Source organism: Actinosynnema sp. NPDC002837 (genome assembly GCF_040295345.1).
GTDB lineage: Bacteria > Actinomycetota > Actinomycetes > Mycobacteriales > Pseudonocardiaceae > Actinosynnema.
The window spans coordinates 141,417-157,740 of sequence record NZ_JBEOVG010000008.1 but is presented as its reverse complement, the minus strand read 5'-3'; the positions used below and the strand labels follow the sequence as shown (position 1 = coordinate 157,740).

The 16,324-nt window shown below is 72.2% G+C and carries 19 protein-coding genes; 12 read left to right on the top strand and 7 right to left on the bottom strand.

Annotated features, from left to right (window positions below; genetic code table 11):
• Positions 1-48 precede the first annotated feature (48 nt).
• Positions 49-1,632: a GMC family oxidoreductase gene (locus ABTZ99_RS08785; RefSeq protein ID WP_498778930.1), complete on the top strand. Its 1,584-nt coding sequence runs from the start codon at positions 49-51 to the stop codon at positions 1,630-1,632.
• 86 nt (positions 1,633-1,718) lie between these two features.
• Here the strand turns inward: ABTZ99_RS08785 and ABTZ99_RS08780 are convergent, their stop codons facing one another.
• Positions 1,719-2,384, bottom strand: a complete 666-nt coding sequence (locus ABTZ99_RS08780) for a winged helix-turn-helix transcriptional regulator (RefSeq protein WP_498778931.1) — start codon at positions 2,382-2,384, stop codon at positions 1,719-1,721.
• 121 nt (positions 2,385-2,505) lie between these two features.
• Here ABTZ99_RS08780 and ABTZ99_RS08775 point away from each other — a divergent pair, with 121 nt between their 5' ends.
• The 4 genes from ABTZ99_RS08775 to ABTZ99_RS08760 all read left to right on the top strand — a co-directional run bounded on the left by ABTZ99_RS08775 (position 2,506) and on the right by ABTZ99_RS08760 (position 4,684).
• Positions 2,506-2,721, top strand: coding sequence for a hypothetical protein (locus ABTZ99_RS08775; RefSeq protein ID WP_498778933.1), 216 nt, complete (start codon positions 2,506-2,508; stop codon positions 2,719-2,721).
• A gap of 85 nt (positions 2,722-2,806) precedes the next feature.
• Positions 2,807-3,106, top strand: a complete 300-nt coding sequence (locus tag ABTZ99_RS08770; RefSeq protein WP_498786804.1) for a hypothetical protein — start codon at positions 2,807-2,809, stop codon at positions 3,104-3,106.
• A 127-nt stretch (positions 3,107-3,233) separates the two neighbouring features.
• A complete protein-coding gene (locus ABTZ99_RS08765; RefSeq protein WP_499609631.1) occupies positions 3,234-3,929 on the top strand; it encodes a winged helix-turn-helix transcriptional regulator in 696 nt (231 codons plus the stop codon).
• 206 nt (positions 3,930-4,135) lie between these two features.
• Positions 4,136-4,684 carry a peptidoglycan-binding domain-containing protein gene (locus ABTZ99_RS08760; protein ID WP_498786802.1) on the top strand — a complete coding sequence of 183 codons (549 nt, stop codon included), beginning with the start codon at positions 4,136-4,138 and terminating at the stop codon, positions 4,682-4,684.
• Between the two features lie 122 nt (positions 4,685-4,806).
• On the opposite strand, the gene ABTZ99_RS08755 is transcribed toward ABTZ99_RS08760, so the two are convergent.
• Positions 4,807-5,265 (bottom strand): MarR family winged helix-turn-helix transcriptional regulator, encoded by a 459-nt coding sequence (locus ABTZ99_RS08755; RefSeq protein ID WP_498786801.1) that lies wholly within the window; start codon positions 5,263-5,265, stop codon positions 4,807-4,809.
• Between the two features lie 125 nt (positions 5,266-5,390).
• Here ABTZ99_RS08755 and ABTZ99_RS08750 point away from each other — a divergent pair, with 125 nt between their 5' ends.
• The 3 genes from ABTZ99_RS08750 (at position 5,391) to ABTZ99_RS08740 (ending at position 9,157) form a co-directional block, all read left to right on the top strand.
• Positions 5,391-6,509: a cytochrome P450 gene (locus ABTZ99_RS08750; RefSeq protein WP_499609626.1), complete on the top strand. Its 1,119-nt coding sequence runs from the start codon at positions 5,391-5,393 to the stop codon at positions 6,507-6,509.
• 248 nt (positions 6,510-6,757) lie between these two features.
• The gene (locus ABTZ99_RS08745) at positions 6,758-8,260 is read left to right on the top strand and encodes a class I adenylate-forming enzyme family protein (protein WP_499609623.1); all 1,503 of its coding nucleotides are present in this window, start codon (positions 6,758-6,760) and stop codon (positions 8,258-8,260) included.
• A gap of 3 nt (positions 8,261-8,263) precedes the next feature.
• Complete coding sequence (locus ABTZ99_RS08740) at positions 8,264-9,157, top strand: DMT family transporter (RefSeq protein ID WP_498786798.1); 894 nt, start codon at positions 8,264-8,266, stop codon at positions 9,155-9,157.
• Between the two features lie 54 nt (positions 9,158-9,211).
• On the opposite strand, the gene ABTZ99_RS08735 is transcribed toward ABTZ99_RS08740, so the two are convergent.
• The 3 genes from ABTZ99_RS08735 to ABTZ99_RS08725 are packed head-to-tail and all read right to left on the bottom strand — an operon-like array spanning position 9,212 to position 10,735.
• Positions 9,212-9,652 (bottom strand): YybH family protein, encoded by a 441-nt coding sequence (locus tag ABTZ99_RS08735; protein WP_498786797.1) that lies wholly within the window; start codon positions 9,650-9,652, stop codon positions 9,212-9,214.
• Positions 9,653-9,684: 32 nt separating this feature from the next.
• Positions 9,685-10,305 carry an NAD(P)H:quinone oxidoreductase gene (gene wrbA / locus ABTZ99_RS08730; RefSeq protein WP_499609619.1) on the bottom strand — a complete coding sequence of 207 codons (621 nt, stop codon included), beginning with the start codon at positions 10,303-10,305 and terminating at the stop codon, positions 9,685-9,687.
• A complete protein-coding gene (locus ABTZ99_RS08725) occupies positions 10,295-10,735 on the bottom strand; it encodes a YybH family protein (RefSeq protein WP_499609617.1) in 441 nt (146 codons plus the stop codon). The genes wrbA and ABTZ99_RS08725 overlap by 11 nt, the downstream gene beginning before the upstream one ends.
• A 166-nt stretch (positions 10,736-10,901) precedes the next feature.
• Here ABTZ99_RS08725 and sigJ point away from each other — a divergent pair, with 166 nt between their 5' ends.
• Positions 10,902-11,837 carry an RNA polymerase sigma factor SigJ gene (gene sigJ / locus ABTZ99_RS08720; protein WP_499609614.1) on the top strand — a complete coding sequence of 312 codons (936 nt, stop codon included), beginning with the start codon at positions 10,902-10,904 and terminating at the stop codon, positions 11,835-11,837.
• 3 nt (positions 11,838-11,840) lie between these two features.
• Here the strand turns inward: sigJ and ABTZ99_RS08715 are convergent, their stop codons facing one another.
• Positions 11,841-12,740 (bottom strand): LysR substrate-binding domain-containing protein, encoded by a 900-nt coding sequence (locus ABTZ99_RS08715; protein WP_499609612.1) that lies wholly within the window; start codon positions 12,738-12,740, stop codon positions 11,841-11,843.
• 109 nt (positions 12,741-12,849) lie between these two features.
• Here ABTZ99_RS08715 and ABTZ99_RS08710 point away from each other — a divergent pair, with 109 nt between their 5' ends.
• The 3 genes from ABTZ99_RS08710 to ABTZ99_RS08700 all read left to right on the top strand — a co-directional run bounded on the left by ABTZ99_RS08710 (position 12,850) and on the right by ABTZ99_RS08700 (position 15,767).
• The gene (locus ABTZ99_RS08710) at positions 12,850-13,269 is read left to right on the top strand and encodes a hypothetical protein (RefSeq protein ID WP_499609610.1); all 420 of its coding nucleotides are present in this window, start codon (positions 12,850-12,852) and stop codon (positions 13,267-13,269) included.
• Complete coding sequence (locus tag ABTZ99_RS08705; protein ID WP_498786791.1) at positions 13,262-14,824, top strand: multicopper oxidase family protein; 1,563 nt, start codon at positions 13,262-13,264, stop codon at positions 14,822-14,824. The genes ABTZ99_RS08710 and ABTZ99_RS08705 overlap by 8 nt, the downstream gene beginning before the upstream one ends.
• Positions 14,825-15,104: 280 nt before the next feature.
• On the top strand, positions 15,105-15,767 hold the full coding sequence (locus ABTZ99_RS08700) for a lytic polysaccharide monooxygenase auxiliary activity family 9 protein (protein ID WP_498782549.1): 663 nt from the start codon (positions 15,105-15,107) through the stop codon (positions 15,765-15,767).
• Positions 15,768-15,858: 91 nt separating this feature from the next.
• Here ABTZ99_RS08700 and ABTZ99_RS08695 read toward each other — a convergent pair whose 3' ends face one another.
• Entirely contained in the window at positions 15,859-16,314 is a 456-nt protein-coding gene (locus tag ABTZ99_RS08695) for a DUF1877 family protein (protein ID WP_498782551.1), read from the bottom strand.
• Positions 16,315-16,324 lie beyond the last annotated feature (10 nt).

The following is a 16,324-nucleotide window of genomic DNA, read 5'->3' as shown; positions in this document are numbered from 1 at the left end:
GGGTTTCGTCACTCATTGCGACAGTTCCCCCGGGAAGAGGAGACGCGGATGTACGACTACGTGATCGTCGGCGCCGGTTCAGCGGGATGTGTGCTCGCGGCGCGCCTGTCCGAGGACCCGGACGTCAAGGTGTGCCTGGTGGAGGCGGGACCGGCGGACACCTCGCCGACCGTGCACGTGCCCGCCGCGTTCGGCAAGCTCTTCCGCACCCGGCTGGACTGGGACCTGGACACGCACGGCGAGCCGAACCTCAACGGTCGCCGGATCTACCTCCCGCGCGGCCGGGTGCTCGGCGGCTCCAGCTCCATCAACGCCATGATCTACATCCGCGGCCACCGCCTCGACTTCGACGGCTGGGGCCAGCCGGGCTGGTCCTACGACGAGCTGCTGCCGTACTTCATCCGCTCCGAGGACAACGAGCGCGGCGCCTCGGAGTTCCACGGCGTCGGCGGGCCGATGACCGTCTCGGACGGCCGGTCGCGCAACGTGATGTCCGCGGCGTTCGTCGACGCCGCGGTCCAGGCCGGCTACCCGACCAACGACGACTTCAACGGCGCCGAGCAGGACGGGTTCGGGCTGTACCAGGTGAACCAGCGGGACGGCAAGCGGTGCAGCGCCGCGGTGGCGTTCCTGCACCCGGCGATGGCGCGGCCGAACCTGACCGTGGAGACCAACGTCGAGGTGCACCGGGTGAGCTTCGACGGCGACCGGGCGACCGGCGTCGTCGGCTCGCGGCTGGACGAGGAGCTGGAGATCCGGGCCGAGCGCGAGGTGATCGTCTCGGCGGGCGCCTACCACTCGCCGCAGCTGCTCCAGCTGTCGGGCATCGGTCCGGCGGAGTTGCTGCGGGCGCTGGAGGTCCCGGTCGTGCTGGACCAGCCGGAGGTCGGGCGGAACCTCCAGGACCACCCGCACGTGATGCTGGTCTTCGCCCACTCCCAGCCGGTGAGCCTGCTCATCGCGAGCGATCCGAAGTACGGGCGGGAGTTCGTCGAGCACGGCACCGGTCCGCTGACGTCCAACATCGGCGAGGCGGGCGGCTTCTTCCGGTCCGAGGACGGGTTGCCCGCGCCGGACATGCAGTTCATCGCCGGTCCGGTGATGTTCGCCGACGGCGGCCTGGGCACGCCGACCGATCACGCCATCTCCTTCGGCGCGTGCCTGCTGACCCCGCGCAGCCGGGGCAGCGTGACCATCGCGTCCGACGACCCGACCGCCAAGCCGCAGATCCGGCACAACTACTACGACGACGACGCCGACCTGCGCGCGATGGTCGAGGGCGTGCGGCGGGGTCTGGAGCTCTCCCGGCAGCGGTCGCTGTCGCCCTACACCGAGCGGCAGGTGGGCGGGCCCGCGTCCGAATCCGACGCCGACCTGCGCGAGCACGTCAGACGGGCGACGCAGACGGAGTTCCACCCGGTCGGCACGTGCGCGATGGGCACCGTGGTCGACGCCGAGCTGCGCGTGCGGGGCGTCGAAGGGCTGCGGGTGGTGGACGCCTCCGTGATGCCGACGGTGATCCGCGGCAACACCAACGCGCCCACGATCGCCATCGCGGAGAAGGCCGCCGACCTGATCCTCGGCCGGCAGCCGCCCACCCCGGCCACCGTCGTGACCGCGTCGACCGCTTGAGACCGGACGGCGCTTCCCCCCTTCGCGGGCGCGGGAAGCGCCGTCCCGACGCTGCGGGCCCGAACGCCCGGCGGGTGCCGCGCGGGTCAGGCGACCACGGCGGGCTCGGGCAGGGGGAACAGGCCGAGGAAGCGTTCCACGCGTTCCCGGCTGCCGGTGAGCTCGACGTCGCCGGCCTCGATCGCCTCGGACAGGCCGCGCCCGCTCCAGATCAACGCGTTGAGCGTCGCCGGGTCGGTCTCGATCACCGCCTGCGGGTGGTCCAGCTCGCCGCGCGTGATCCAGATCCGGTCCACGGACAGCTGCACGCGGAACGAGTCCTCGCCCAGCCGCAGCACCAGGTCGGCGGTGAAGCCATCGGCGCGGCCGGGGTCGAACAACGTCTTCAGGGCGAGCATCAGCGAGTCCACGCTGATCGCGGCGTCGTGCCGCAGCGACGGCGACCGACCGCCCCAGCGCCCCAGCGAAGTGATGACGGGCTCCAGCTCGCGGCCCCACGCCGTCAGCTCGTAGACCCAGGCGGCGGCGGGCGGCGGCAGCTTGCGGCGGCGCACCACGCCGAACTCCTCCAGCTCGCGCAGCCGGTGCGACAGCACGTTGGGGCTCGCGCCCGGCATGCCGGTCCGCAGGTCGGTGAAGCGCTTCGGGCCGAACAGCAACTCGCGCACGATCAGCAGCGCCCAGCGCTCCCCCACCAGGTCGAGGGCGTGAGCCGTCGCGCACCCGTCATCGTACTTGCGCTTGGTCGCCATGACGGCATCCTACCAGCGGAAGTCCTCCGGACGGGGTCCGTGGTTGTCTTTTAGGACTAGGCACTAGTAGTGTTCAACCGAGCGGGTTGTTTCCAGGACTGACAGCCCCCTGGGGGAGCGGATGTCCACTCGACGGAACGACCAGCCACCACCGACACCGGACTCGTCCGAACCACCGGATCCGCGCCGCCGGTCGGCGCCGGCCACGACGTTCCCCGTCGCGACGGTGTTCGCGACGCCGGGTCTGCTCACCGCGTCCCCGCTCCCCGGGAAACCCCCTCGCCCACCGGGAGCGGACGCGGGCACGGAGGTGGCGTTCCCGTCCGAGAAGGACTGACGTCCGCCACCCGGAGTCGCGTGGGTGGGCCGACGCACGGCCCACCCACGCGGCGTCCTGCCAGCACACCACCGAGAGGAACTGCATGAGCAACCACGTGATCCAGTACACCGCCGACAGCGTGGAGAAGGCGGACGAGAACCAGGAGCTCGTCGAGCGGATCTACACCGAGCTCGGCGCCCAGGATCCGGGTGGCATCCGGTACGCGACCTTCCGGCTCGAGGACGGCGTGACCTTCGTGCACATCGTCGTCCACGAGACCGACGACAACCCGCTGGACGGCGTCTCCGCGTTCGCCGACTTCATGAAGGACTTCGGCGACCGCGTCAGCAGCCCGCCGAAGTTCAGCGAGGCGAAGATCGTCGGCTCCTACCGGTTCGGGTAGCAGGAGCCGAGCGCGGACGTCGGCCTGCCTCCACCCGCGCCGGACGAGGCGGGCCGACGTTCCGCACCACCGCCCGGACCACTCGGGCGTCCTCGCAAGGCCGTTCTCACCCTGGGCAGGTGCACCCGTGGCGAGCAAGCGCAAGTACGAGGAGAGCTGTCCGGCCGCCCACGCGCTCGACCTCGTCGGTGAGCGGTGGGCGCTGCTGGTGGTCCGCGAGTTGTTGTTCGGCCCCAAGAGGTTCACCGACCTGCGCGCCGGGATGCCGGGCGCGAGCCCGGACGTGCTGTCCCAACGCCTGCGGCAGTTGGAGCGCGCCGGCGTGGTCCGGCGGCGCAGGCTGCTGCGGTCCGCGTCGACGCGGGTGTACGACCTGACGCCCTGGGGCCGCGAGCTGGAACCGGTGATCGTCGGCTTCGGCCGGTGGGGCGGGCGCTCGCCCGGGCTCGACCGGCGTGCCGCCATCGGCGCCGACGCCGTGATGCTGGCGTTCAAGAGCCTGTTCGAGCCGCGGCTGGCCGCCGGGTTCGCCGTCGACGTGTCCGTCCGGGTCGGCGGCGACGAGTTCCGGGTCTCCGTGTCGGACGGCGCCATCGACGTGGACCGGCGCGACGGCGCGGGCGCGGACGCCGTGGTCGTGACCGATCCCGGTTCGCTGCACGAGGTCGTGTGGGGCGCGCGGCGGCTCGAAGACGCGGAAGCGGCCGGCGAGGTCGCCGTGCGGGGCGACCGCGACGGGTTCGTGCGGCTGCTGGCGGTGCTGAACCCGCCCGAACCGGCCGTGCTGGAAGGCGGCAAGGGAGGCCCGGTCCCGTCCGCGTAGGGGTTGGCGAAGAACTCCCGGGCGTCGCCTGACGGGCAAGTCGGGCGCCTCCCCGGGCGCGAAGTGGCCGCCGCGACCGGATTCGGACCGGCGCACGACGTCGTGCTCGACGGGTGTGATCCCGATCTCAGGCCGCCTCGGCGCTGTCACCCCTCAGCCGTCGCCCTCGTCGGAATGGGCACCGGCTATTCGACACGGAGGGGAATATGGCACAACCGGGCAAGAGGGGGCTCCGGACCGCGTTCGTCGCGATCGCGTTGACCGCAACGACACTCGGCTTCGGGGTCGTCACGGCAGGCTCGGCCGCGGCCTCGGGCAGCTACACCGGACGGGCGTTCATCTACGGCGCCGCCGGCTACCTCGACGGGGACTGGGCCGACGAGGGCGTCAACAACGTGAGCACGCACCGCCACTCCAACGCCACCTGCCTGTGGCAGACCATCCTGAGGGCGGACGGCTACCTGGCCGCGAGCGACGTCGACGGGATCTTCGGCGACCGGACCCACGCCGCCACCGTGCGGTGGCAGCAGGCCCACGGGCTGTACGGCGACGGTTCGGTCGGCAGGGACACGTGGGCCCGGGCCGGCCGGAAGGTGACCGACCAAGGCCCCGACGGGGACTACCGGTGGGGCGGTTACTTCGGGATCGAGCGCAGCTTCCCCGTCATGCGCAACCGCGATGGCGGCAAGTACGGGTTCTACGACCCCGACGGCGTGTTCCGCTGGGCGTCGTACGACACGCGGACCTGCGGCTAGGGTTCGGAGCTGATCGTCCTGGATGTGGCACGACGACCAAGCGCGCCACATCCAGGACACCTCGCGGTCGCGACGGGCCCGCGCGCGGCCGCCGGTGCGGCCCGGCTCGCCGCCGCGACGGACTAACCCCCGAAGTCCCGGATCTCCTCTTCCGTGCGACGGGCGGCGGTCTCCATGAACCGCAGCAGCGTGGCGAGTTCCGCGTCGTCGAACGCCTCGACGTCACGGCGGTGCCGCTCGTTGAGGCCGTCGTACATCCGGCCGACCCGCTCCACCGCGTCGGGATCCGGTTCGATGAGCACCTTCCGCCGGTCGTGCTCGTCCGGCACGCGGCGCGCGAAACCCGCGCGCACCAGGCGATCGATCATCCGCGAGGCCGAGCCGCTGGTGAGGTTGACGCGCCGGGCCAGCTCGCCCGCGGTGGCGGGGCCCTCGTTGGCGAGCACGTACAGCGCCTGGAGGTCCGCCCAGGGCACGCCGAGGCGTTCGGCGATCATCCCGTTGAGCTGGATGACCGGGATCTGCCACCGGGCGACGGCCCGCAGGACTTCCGACCGCGCGTCGTCAGGCGCCTTGCTCATCCCGTTCGCTCCACCCGGCCAGCATACTGCGCCACGCAGTCGATGCATGACACAGCTTCTGCGTTGCAGAGTATCTGCGTCATGCAGCTATATTGGGCGTACTGTCGCGACCAGGGAAGGCGCCCATGACCGACGCACCCACCGTCACCTGCCCGTTCTCCACCCGAGCCCGCGCCATCGACGCTCCCGACCCGCACCGGGCGGAGATGCGGGCGGCCGGACCCCTCGTCCAGGCGGAAGCGCCGGCCGGCGGACCGGTCTGGATCGTCACGGACCTCGACCTGGCCCGCGAAGTCCTGACCGACACCCGCTTCGCCAAGGACACCGCCCTGGCGCCGCCGCACTGGGATCACCGCGTGGCCGGCCTCGAACCCACCGCCGCCGAGCAGCTGTCGGTGACCACGCTGGACGGCGAGGCGCACGGTCGGCTGCGGCGCGCGTTCGCACCGCTGTTCGGCGCGGCCAGGGTGCGGGCGGCCTACCCGCGGCTGCGGGCCATCGCAGAACGGCTGCTCGCCCGCCTCGGACCCGGCGAGGTCGACCTCCTCGAGGACTTCACCACCAGGTACCCGCTGGCCGTCCTGTGCGACCTGCTCGGCATCCCGGACGAGCACGTGGACGGCGCGATGCGCGCGTGCAGGCTGATGCACACCGACTACCCGGACCACGTGGGGCAGGCCATGGCCGCCTTCGCCGACCTCGCGACCGCCGCGCTCGACGGCGGCGGACCGGCCACCGAGCTCGCGGACCGGATGCCGCCGGGCAGCACGCGGCGGGACCTGCACTACCAGGTCTTCACCCTGCTGTTCGCCGGTCAGCTCACCACCGACCTGACGATCGGCTTCCTCGTGGCACGCCTGCTCGGCGATCCCGCGGCCCCGGCCGACGACGAGCTCGTCCGCGACACCCTCCGCCACCACCCGGCGGCGCCGTTCACCCTGTGGCGCTTCACGTCGACCGAACTGGACCTCGCCGGGACCCGCCTGCCGGCGCGCTCCCCCGTCCTCGTCGACATCAAGGGCGTCAACGAGAGCGGCGACGGCGCCGACCTCACCTTCGGCGCGGGCCCGCACTACTGCATCGGCGCCCAGCTGGCGCGGCTCGAACTCCGCGCCGTCGCCGAGACCTTCCGCACCCACTACCCCGCCGCTCGGCTCACCACCCCGTTCGACGACCTCCGCCACAGCGGGCCCGGCGGCATCATGGGCAGCCGCCTCCACTCGCTCCCCGTCGTGCTGCGATAGCAACCAAGACCGGTCGCGGAAATGCTCATTGCCACGAACGCGCTCCCGTGATCGGCAATTTCCAAGCGCACCCGAACAACCACTCCATCGTGTGATACGCCGACGCACTGACCTGCACGTTCAGCGTGATCGGAGCTGGTTGCCGAGCACCTGTCCTTGACATTGCGCGGCACGGGCGGTCAATCTCGATGCGGCGGCGACCCGGGGAGTCGTCGCCGATCACCTTTCGACGTGATGACGGGGGAATCATGTCGTCGAGCGAGAACACCCTGCGCGCGAAGCAGGGCGGTACGGGGAACCTGGTCGAACGGCTCGAAGGGCTCGCGCGCGACCACGGCTGGCTGGACCGGCCCGCCTACCACGTGGACGACGAGACCTACCGGTTCGCCGACGTCTACGAGGGGGCGGGCCGTGCGGCCGCCGCGTACACCGCGAGAGGGCTCGGCGCCGGCAGCCGGATCGCGCTCGTCCTGCCGGACGGCATCGACGCGGTGTGGGCGTTCCTGGGCGCGTTGCGGATCGGCGCGGTCGCGGTGCCGGTGAACTCGACCATGCACCCGGACGAGCTGCGCCGGGCGATCGGGATCGCGGTGCCGGACGCGGTCGTGTGCGAGGAGGACCCGGGCGGTCCGCCCGCCGACCTGATCCCGCCGGAGGAGCTGCGGGCGGAGGGCCTCACGCCCCACCCGCCCTGTGCGCCGGCCACACCGGACACCCCGGCGTACGCGGTGTTCACCTCGGGCACGACGGGCGACCCGAAGCTGTGCTTCCACACCCACGGCGACCCCGGCGTGTACGAGCGGGCCATCGGGTCGGTCGTCGGCATCACGCCGGACGACGTCACGTTCTCGGTGTCGCGGATGTACTTCGCCTACGGCCTGGGCAACTCCGTGTTCCTCCCGCTGCACCGCGGCGGCACCACGGTGCTGTCGCCGGCACGGGCGACCGAGGACGACGCGTTGCGGATCATCAAAGACCGCGGCGTGACGGTGTTCTACGGCCAGCCGAGCTTCTACGCCCGGCTGTCGCGCCACCCCGATCACGCGCTGCTGTCCGGCCTCCGGCTGGCGCTGGTCGCGGGCGAGGTGCTGCCGGCGCCGTTGGAGGTGCGGCTGAGGCAGGTGCTCGGTGAACGGCTGCTGAACATCTTCGGCACGACGGAGATCGGGCACGCCTTGGTGGCCAACGCGATCGGCCACAGCCGTGACCACACGATCGGGCGGATCCTGCCGCCGTACCGGATGCGGATCGTGGACGAGGCGGGCGTCGAGGCTCCGCCGGGCGTGCCGGGTGCGCTGGAGGTGGCGGGTCCGTCGATCGCGCTGGGCGTGGCACGGGGCAGCGATCCGCCGGCGCGGGCCGGGGACTCCTGGTACGCCACCGGCGACGCGGCCACCGCGGACGAGGACGGGTACGTGCGGCTGCACGGCCGGTTGGACGACGTGGAGATCGTCGGCGGCCAGAACGTGCACCCGGCGGAGACCGAGGACCACCTGATGCGCCACCCCGCCGTGCGGGAGGCCGCGGTGTGCTCGGCACGGCGCGAGAGCGGTGTCACGTCGCTGCGCGCGTTCGTGGTGCTGGACGACGGCGCGTCGCCGGAGGAGGTGCGCGCCGAGCTGCTCGCCGGCGCGCGGGCGACGCTCACCTGGTACAAGGTTCCGGAGGACGTGGTCTTCGTGGCCGAGCTGCCCCGCACGCCGACGGGCAAGCTGCGGCGACGGGTGATCCGCGCGATGGCGGGGGGTTGATCCGTGGAGCGCAGCGGTGTCAACGGGAAGGCCGCCGCGGCGGTCGTGGTCACGATGGTGCTGTGGGCGTCGGCGTTCGTCGGCATCCGGTACGCGGGCGAGCACTTCGAGCCGGGGTCGCTGGCGCTCGGCCGGTTGCTGGTCGGCGCGATCGCGCTCGGTGCGATCGCCGCGCTGCGCGGTGTCGGCGTGCCGCCGAGAGCGGCGTGGCCGGGGATCATCGGGTCCGGGGTGTTCTGGTTCGCGCTGTACATGGTCGCGCTGAACTGGGGTGAGCGGCACGCGGACGCGGGCACGGCCGCCCTGATCGTCGGCGTCGGCCCGATCCTGGTGGCGTTCCTGGCCGGGTGGCTGCTCCGCGAGGGCTTCCCGGTGCGGTTGCTGGTCGGGCTCGCGATCGCGTTCGCGGGCGTCGCGGCGGTCGGGCTCGTCGACTCCGGCGGCGGCTCGACGACCCGGGGCGCGCTGCTCTGCCTGGTCGCGGCGGCCGGGTACGCGGTCGGCGTGGTGGCGCAGAAACCCGCCCTTCGGCACGCGTCCGCGTTGCAGGCCACCACGTTCGGCTGCGTGGTCGGCGCGATCGTGTGCCTGCCGTTCGGCGGGCAGCTCGTCCGCGACCTCGGCGACGCGCCGGCGAGCGCCACGCTCTCGGTGGTGTACCTGGGCCTGCTGCCGACCGCGCTGGCGTTCTACACGTGGGCGTACGCGCTCTCCCACATGACCACCGGCAAGCTCGGCGCCACGACGTACCTCGTGCCGGCGATCGTGGTGGTGCTGTCGTGGGCGCTGCTCGACGAGGTGCCCGGTCTCGTGGCGTTGGCGGGCGGCGCGCTCTGCCTGGTCGGCGTCGCGGTGTCGCGCGGCAAACCCGCGCCCGCCGTCACGGCGGCGAGGTGACCGGCGGGGTCGGGCGAGGACGCGGCACGCCCTCGTCCGACCCCGGGCGTGCGGTCAGGCGGGCTGGTCCTTCTCCGTCGGGAGCCAGACCTGGAGGTTCGTCGGGTCGAACGGGATCGAGACGTGCTCGTTCGTGATCGACCACCTGCCGTTCGACCGTCGCAGGCAGACGGTCTCCCGCACCCAGATCGACCGCTGGAAGCCGCCTTTGCGCTCACCGGAGTCCAGGTGGAGCATGTTGGCGAACGCGACGTCGCCGCTCGTCACGATGGTGCGGTCGTGCGTTTCCAGGGTGATGGGCCCTTCGTAGCCGTCGAACCACCGCAGGAAGTTGCGCCGCACCTCCTCGGTCCCGGTGAACCGCAGGGGCGGCACGACGTCGTAGTAGACGATCCCGGGGGAATAGCAGGACATCAGCCGGTCGATGTCCTTCGCCTGCTGGGCGGCGGCGCGGCCCTCCAGGAACGCCACCACTTCGGACTCGTTCGAGCTCATCGCTTCTCCGTTCGAGGTTTTCGGACTTCTCGTCACGCGGCGCGGCCGGCCTTCAGCGCGGTCGCGACGTCGACGACGCGGCGAGCCTGGTAGCGCGCCGCCGCCAAGGTCACCTCGCCGGGCGCACCGGTGCCGGCGACGTGCGAGGTGCCATAGGGGTTCCCGGACTGGAACTGGATCGGGTCGGTGTACCCAGGCGGCACGATGATCCCGCCCCAGTGGTGGAAGGTCGTGCTCAACGCCAGGATCGTGGACTCCTGCCCGCCGTGCGGGCTGTTGGAGGACGTGAAGGCCGAGTACACCTTGTCCGCGAGCTTGCCGTGGAACCACAGCGGGCCGGTCGTCTCGATGAACGCCCGGAGCTGCCCGGCCGGGTTGCCGAAGCGGGTCGGCGCGCCGAACAGCACCGCGTCGGCCCACTCCAGGTCGTCGTGGGCGGCCTCGGCGACGTCGGCGGTGCTCCGGACGTGCGCGGCCCACTCCGGCCTGGAGTCGACGGCCGCCGCCGGCGCCGTCTCGGCGACCTTGCGCAGCCGCACCTGCGCGCCGGCCTCCTCCGCGCCCTCGGCGGCGGCTTGCGCCAAGGCGTGCACGTTGCCGGTGGCGCTGTAGTAGATGATCGCGACGTTCACGGCGGGCGGCTCAGGGCTCAAGGTCGGCCACCCCTCGGCCGGTCGACACGTCGAACGGCACGGAGACCTGGTCGTGCGCGATCAACCACCGGCCGTCGACCTTCCGGAAGCCGAACGTGGCCCGGACCCACATGCCGCTCGTCGGCACGCCGTCCCGCGTGGTGCCGCTGAGCCGGCCGAAGCCGTGCCCGAACGCCACGTCGTCGCCCGCGGTGACGCTCAGGTCCCGCACCTCGTAGTCCACCTCCCGGAAGAACGCGAACACGTTCGCCCAGTTCTTCGACTTCGCCGCTATTCCCACGTGCCGCAACGGCGGCTCGACGTCGAAGGACACGACGTCCGGCGCGTAGATCCGCTCCAGGCCTTCGAGATCCTTGGCCCTGAGCGCTTCGACGATCCGGTCGACCTGCCGCCGGATCCCGGCTTCCTCCGCCTCGCGGTGCACAGGCATCGCCATCCACCCCTTTCGTGACTTGCCGGGTACGACGACGCAGCCGGGTGGAATGTGAGGCGGCACGGCGGTCGTCCCGGACGGGCGGCACGGCGACCTGACGTTTCGGTGTGCTATCCCGTCGGACAGGGTGAGGGAAGAGCCGACCCGGGGGAGCCAGCGGAACATGACCGACCACTCAGGACCCGAGCACGACCGGTCCGACGCGGGGTTGAGCGCGATCGTCGGCGAGCGGCGTCAGCTGATCAACCTCGCCTACCGCCTCCTCGGCTCGCTGGCCGAGGCCGAGGACGCCGTCCAGGAGACCTACGCCCGCTGGTACGCCCTGTCGCGGGAGCAGCGGGACGCCATCGAGTCGCCGGGCGCCTGGCTCACCACGGTCGCCGGCCGCGTCTGCCTCGACCTGCTCGGCTCGGCGCGGGTCAGGCGTGAGCGCTACGTGGGCGAGTGGCTGCCCGAGCCGCTGCCCGACCGGACCGAGTGGGCCGGCGGGCGAGCGGGCGCCGCCACCACCGACCCGGCCGACCGGATCACCCTGGACGAGTCGGTCGGCATGGCCTTCCTCGTCGTGCTCGACTCGATGACGCCCGCCGAGCGCGTCGCGTTCGTCCTGCACGACGTCTTCCGCTACCCCTTCGGCGAGGTGGCCGAGATCGTCGGCCGCACGCCGGCCGCCTGTCGCCAGCTGGCCTCGTCGGCCCGCCGCCGCATCCGCGCCGCGCAGGCGCCCACGACCCCGACCGCCCGGCAGGCCCGGATCGTCAGGGACTTCAAGCAGGCCTTCGAGAGCTGGGACATCGACGCCCTCGTCGACCTGCTCGCCGACGACGCCACGGTGATCAGCGACGGCGGCGGCCTGGTCCGCACGTCGCTGCGCCCGGTGGAGGGCGCCGAGCGGATCGCCGAAGCGCTGCGCCACCTCGCGGACCGGCTGCGCGGCCAGACGATGCTGGAGCGCGCGGTCAACGGCCAGCCCGGCCTGATCGCCCAGCAGGACGGCGTCACGGTGTCGGTGTACGCGTTCGAGATCGAGGGCGACCGGATCAAGCGCATCTGGGCGGTGCGCAACCCGGAGAAGCTCCGCCCGTGGACGGCCGGCTGACCGTCAGCGCCGGTCCCGGGGCTCTCCGCCGGTCCAGTCCCAGTCGGTGATCGTGGTGCGCATCAGCCGCGCGGCGGCGGACAGGCGGCTGTCCGCGCCCCAGTACAGGGTGACCGTGCGGCGGCAGTCGGCGCTGTCCACGGCCACCCAGGCGCCGGGGACGCGGGTGGCGCCGCGCAGCGCGAACGCCGGGACGAGGCCGACGCCGAGCCCCGCGCCGATCAGCTCCGCGATGGCGCCGGGCTCGTCGCTCTCGCAGACGATCTTCGGGGTGAGGCCGCGCGCGGCGAAGAGCCGGTCGAGCAGCCGGCGGATCCAGTGCCCCTCGCGCGCGGTGACGAAGGGCAGGTCGGCGAGTTCCTCGACGCGCACCGAAGCGCGGCTCGCCAGCGGGTGGCCCGGCGGGGTGCCCACGCCGACCGCTTCGTCGAACAGCCGTGCCGACGCCAGGCCCTCGGCGTGGATCGGCTGCGAGGCCACGCACAGGTCGACGTCCTGCGCCCGCAGGCGGCGGGCCATGTCGTCGGCCGGCGACCAGTGGAGTGCGACCTCGGCGGACGGGTGGGCCCGCTTGTAGGCGGCCAGCGGCCCGGTGAGGGTGAGGAAGGTCTCCGACGCCAGTCGCACGGCGCCCTGCCCCTCGTCGGCGGCTTCGGCGACGGCGCGTCGTCCCGCGTCGAGCTCGCCGAGCGCGCGTTCGACGTGATCGCGGAAGAGCTTGCCCGTGTCGTTCAGCCGGAGCCGGCCGCCGCGGTCGAACAGCGGCGCGCCCAGCTCATGCTCCAGGCGGGCGACGGTGCGGCTCAGCGACGGTTGGGCGACGCGCAGCTCGTCGGCGGCCCGGCTGAGGTGCTCCAGCCGGGCCACCACCAGGAACTGCCGGAGCGAGTTCAGCTCCACCATGCCTCCGCGTGCATAACGCCATAGCAATATCGATCTTAGACACGATAACTCACAGGTCATAGCTTGAGAGGCGTTCGCACCCGAGATCACCAGTGAGGAGGGATCCCCCATGGCCATCGGGCCGGGATCCGTTGCCGCGCCTCGGACCGCGCCGACCGAATGGGTCTACCGGGCCGTCGTCAGCGCGCACGTGGTGGCGATCGTCGCCCAGCCGGTGTTCGCCGGCGTGTACCTGACCGGGGACTTCGACAGCCTGCGCCGGCACGCCGTCGGCGCGGACGTGACGTCCTCCATCGGCTACGTCCAGGTGATCGTGGCGATCGTGGTCTGGGCCCGGTTGCGGCGGGCCGGGCCGTTCCTGGCCACGGTGGCGGTGGTGGCGGCCGAGACGGCGCAGTACTTCGCGGGCCTGGAAAGCGCGCTGTGGCTGCACGTCCCGCTGGGGGTGATGACCGTCGCGGCGCTCGTCGTGCAGTTCATCGACGTCTGGCGCCGCCCCTTCCCGCGACGGGAGGCCCGCGATGCGTGACGGCCTGACCAGGCGGCGGGTGCTGGGCATCGGCGGCGCGCTCGGGCTGGTGGCGGCCACGGGACTGTCGGCGTCGGCCGTGCTGGCCCGCCGACCGGCGACGACCGGCGCCGAGCTGCGCAGCGCGGTGCCGCTGCCGCCGCCGTTCCAGGCGCCGCTGCCGATCCCCGGCGTGCTGGCGCCGGTCGCCGCCGACCGCTACGAGATCACCCAGCGCGAGGCGAGCGCCGAGATCCTGCCCGGTGTCCGGACGCCGTTGTGGACCTACGAGGGCACCTTCCCCGGGCCGACGATCGAGTCGCGGCGCGGCCGGCCGGTCACCGTGACGCATCGCAACGAGCTGCCCGTGCCGACCGTCGTGCACCTGCACGGCGGGCGGACGCCGGCGGACTCCGACGGCTACCCGACCGACCTGGTCCTGCCCGACCGGCACGACGCCGCCGGGCACGGCGGGCACGGCATGCGCGACCCGCGGGCCGTGGTGTCGAGGCTGACGCGGGACTACGCGTTCCCGCTGGACCAGCGGCCGACGCTGCTGTGGTACCACGACCACCGGATGGACTTCACCGCTCCGGCGATCTGGCGCGGCCTGGCCGGGCTGCACGTCGTGCGCGACGACGCCGAGGACGGCCTCGGCCTGCCCGCCGGGCCGCGCGAGCTGCCGCTGATGATCACCGACCGGGCGTTCGCGGCCGACGGCAGCCTGGCCTACCCCTCCCTCGACCCCGACCTGCACGAGCAACCGGGCGTGCAGGAGCCGTACTTCGCCGGTGTCCTCGGTGACGTCATCCTGGTCAACGGCGCGCCCTGGCCCGTGCACGAGGTCGACGCGGCCCGCTACCGGCTGCGGGTCCTGAACGCCTCCAACGCCCGGCACTACGAGCTCGAAGCGGTCACCGACGACGGGCGCGCGCTCGACCTCGTTCAGGTCGGCGCCGACCAGGGACTGCTCGCCGCGCCCGTCACCCACCGGCTGCTGCCCACCGCGCCCGCCGAGCGCCACGACGTGATCGTCGACTTCGCCGGCGTCCCGGTGGGCGGCCGGGTCAGGCTGCTCAACCGGCTCGGCTCGGGCCGCACCCGCGACGTGATGGCCTTCCGCGTCGCCCGCCGCGCCAAGGACGACAGCCGCGTCCCGCGCACGCTGTCGACCGATCTGCCGACGTGGAGCCGCGCGGACGCCGTGGCGGTGCGCGACTTCTCCTTCCGCACCGGGCGGATGCACGGCGGTCGCGGGTGGTTGATCGGCGGGCTGCCGTTCGACCCGGCCCGCACCGACGTCACCACCCGGCTCGGCGACGTCGAGGTGTGGCGGCTGGTCGCCGACGTGCACCACCCCGTGCACCTGCACCTGGTCGGCTTCCAGGTGCTCACGCGCGGCGGCGGGCCGCCGTTGCCGCACGACGCCGGCCTCAAGGACACCGTCTCCCTGCGGCCCGGCGAAGCCGTGGAGATCATCACCCGCTTCGACGGCTACCGGGGCCGCTACCTCTTCCACTGCCACAACGCCGAGCACGAGGACATGGGGATGATGGCCAACCTGGAGATCATCTAGCGCGCCGTTGCCGAATGGGTGCCGTTGTTCTGCGCCGGTCGGCGGACATGCCCGTACTCCGCAACTAACCGGTCATACCGGGCACTATCGCCGGAACACCCGAGCGGGGACCCATTGCCGCACGTCAACGGCCTGCGGTTCCCGAGATGCGGAAAGCCGCGACCACTACACAATGTTTCGTTGAAGTTTCGGTGAGTGACGTATAGTGTGATGACTGGTCTGGGAGCGCTCCCATTTTCCGCCGCCGCCGCTCAACCATCCGAAGAGTGGAGGTTCCTCCATGCGAATGCGCAGCACCTCGGTGTCCGTCACCCGACGGCAGGGCATCATCGCGCTGATCCTCGGCGTGATGGCCACCATGCTCGTCTGGTCGCCGACGGCCTCGGCCCACGGCACCATCGTCGGTCCCGCCACCCGCCAGTACCAGTGCTGGCAGACGTGGGGCAGTCAGCACACGAACCCGGCCATGCAGCAGCAGGACCCCATGTGTTACCAGGCGTTCCAGGCGAACGCCGACACCATGTGGAACTGGATGAGCGCGCTGCGGGACGGGCTCGGCGGGAACTTCCAGGGACGGACCCCGAACGGGCAGCTCTGCAGCAACGCCCTGTCCCGCAACAACTCCCTGAACACCCCCGGTCAGTGGAAGCAGACCAGCGTCGGCAGCAGCTTCACCATGCACCTGTACGACCAGGCCAGCCACGGCGCCGACTACTTCCGCGTGTACATCAGCAAGCAGGGGTTCAACCCGGCCACCCAGACCCTGGGCTGGGACAACCTCGACTTCATCACGCAGACCGGCAGGTACGCGCCCGCCAAGGACATCAGGTTCAACATCTCGACCAACGGCTCGTACCGAGGGCACCACATCGTCTTCACCATCTGGCAGGCCTCGCACCTCGACCAGGCCTACATGTGGTGCAGTGACGTGAACTTCGGCTAGGAATCCGGCGAACGACCGGAACTCGGAAGTACCCGGCCCGGCGCGGCGACACTCGCGCCGGGCCGTTCTTCCGCTCGGGCCGGTCGGCGGGTCAGAAGCTGAAGTGCCGGATCGCCGCGCCTCCCGACGCGGCCGTCTCCTCGAAGAACGTGACCAGGTCCCGGTAGTTGTGCCGCAGGTAGTCGAGGTCGTCGTCGTCCCAGAGGTGCCTCATGGGGTAGACGTCCTTCTCGCTCAGCTTCCGCGGGTCGTAGTAGCCCTCCAACACCTCGAACGGCACCGCGCCCAAGGCCTTGGCGGCCGCCGCGACCATGTCGTCGTGCCAGCCGAAGAGGGTGCACTCCTCGTCGATGGCGTCGCCGTCCTCGTACACGTCGACGCTCACCCCGGCCTCGTCCAGCAGGAACTGGATGCCCGCCCAGGACTTCTCGAGGAAGCAGTCCGGCCGGCCCTCGTCGTCCACGTGCTCCCACGCCAGCTCCGGGTCCTCGAACGCCCGGTCCAGTTCCTCCGGGGTGACCCGGGTGAACGACAGCGTCATGCCCATGAATCCACCA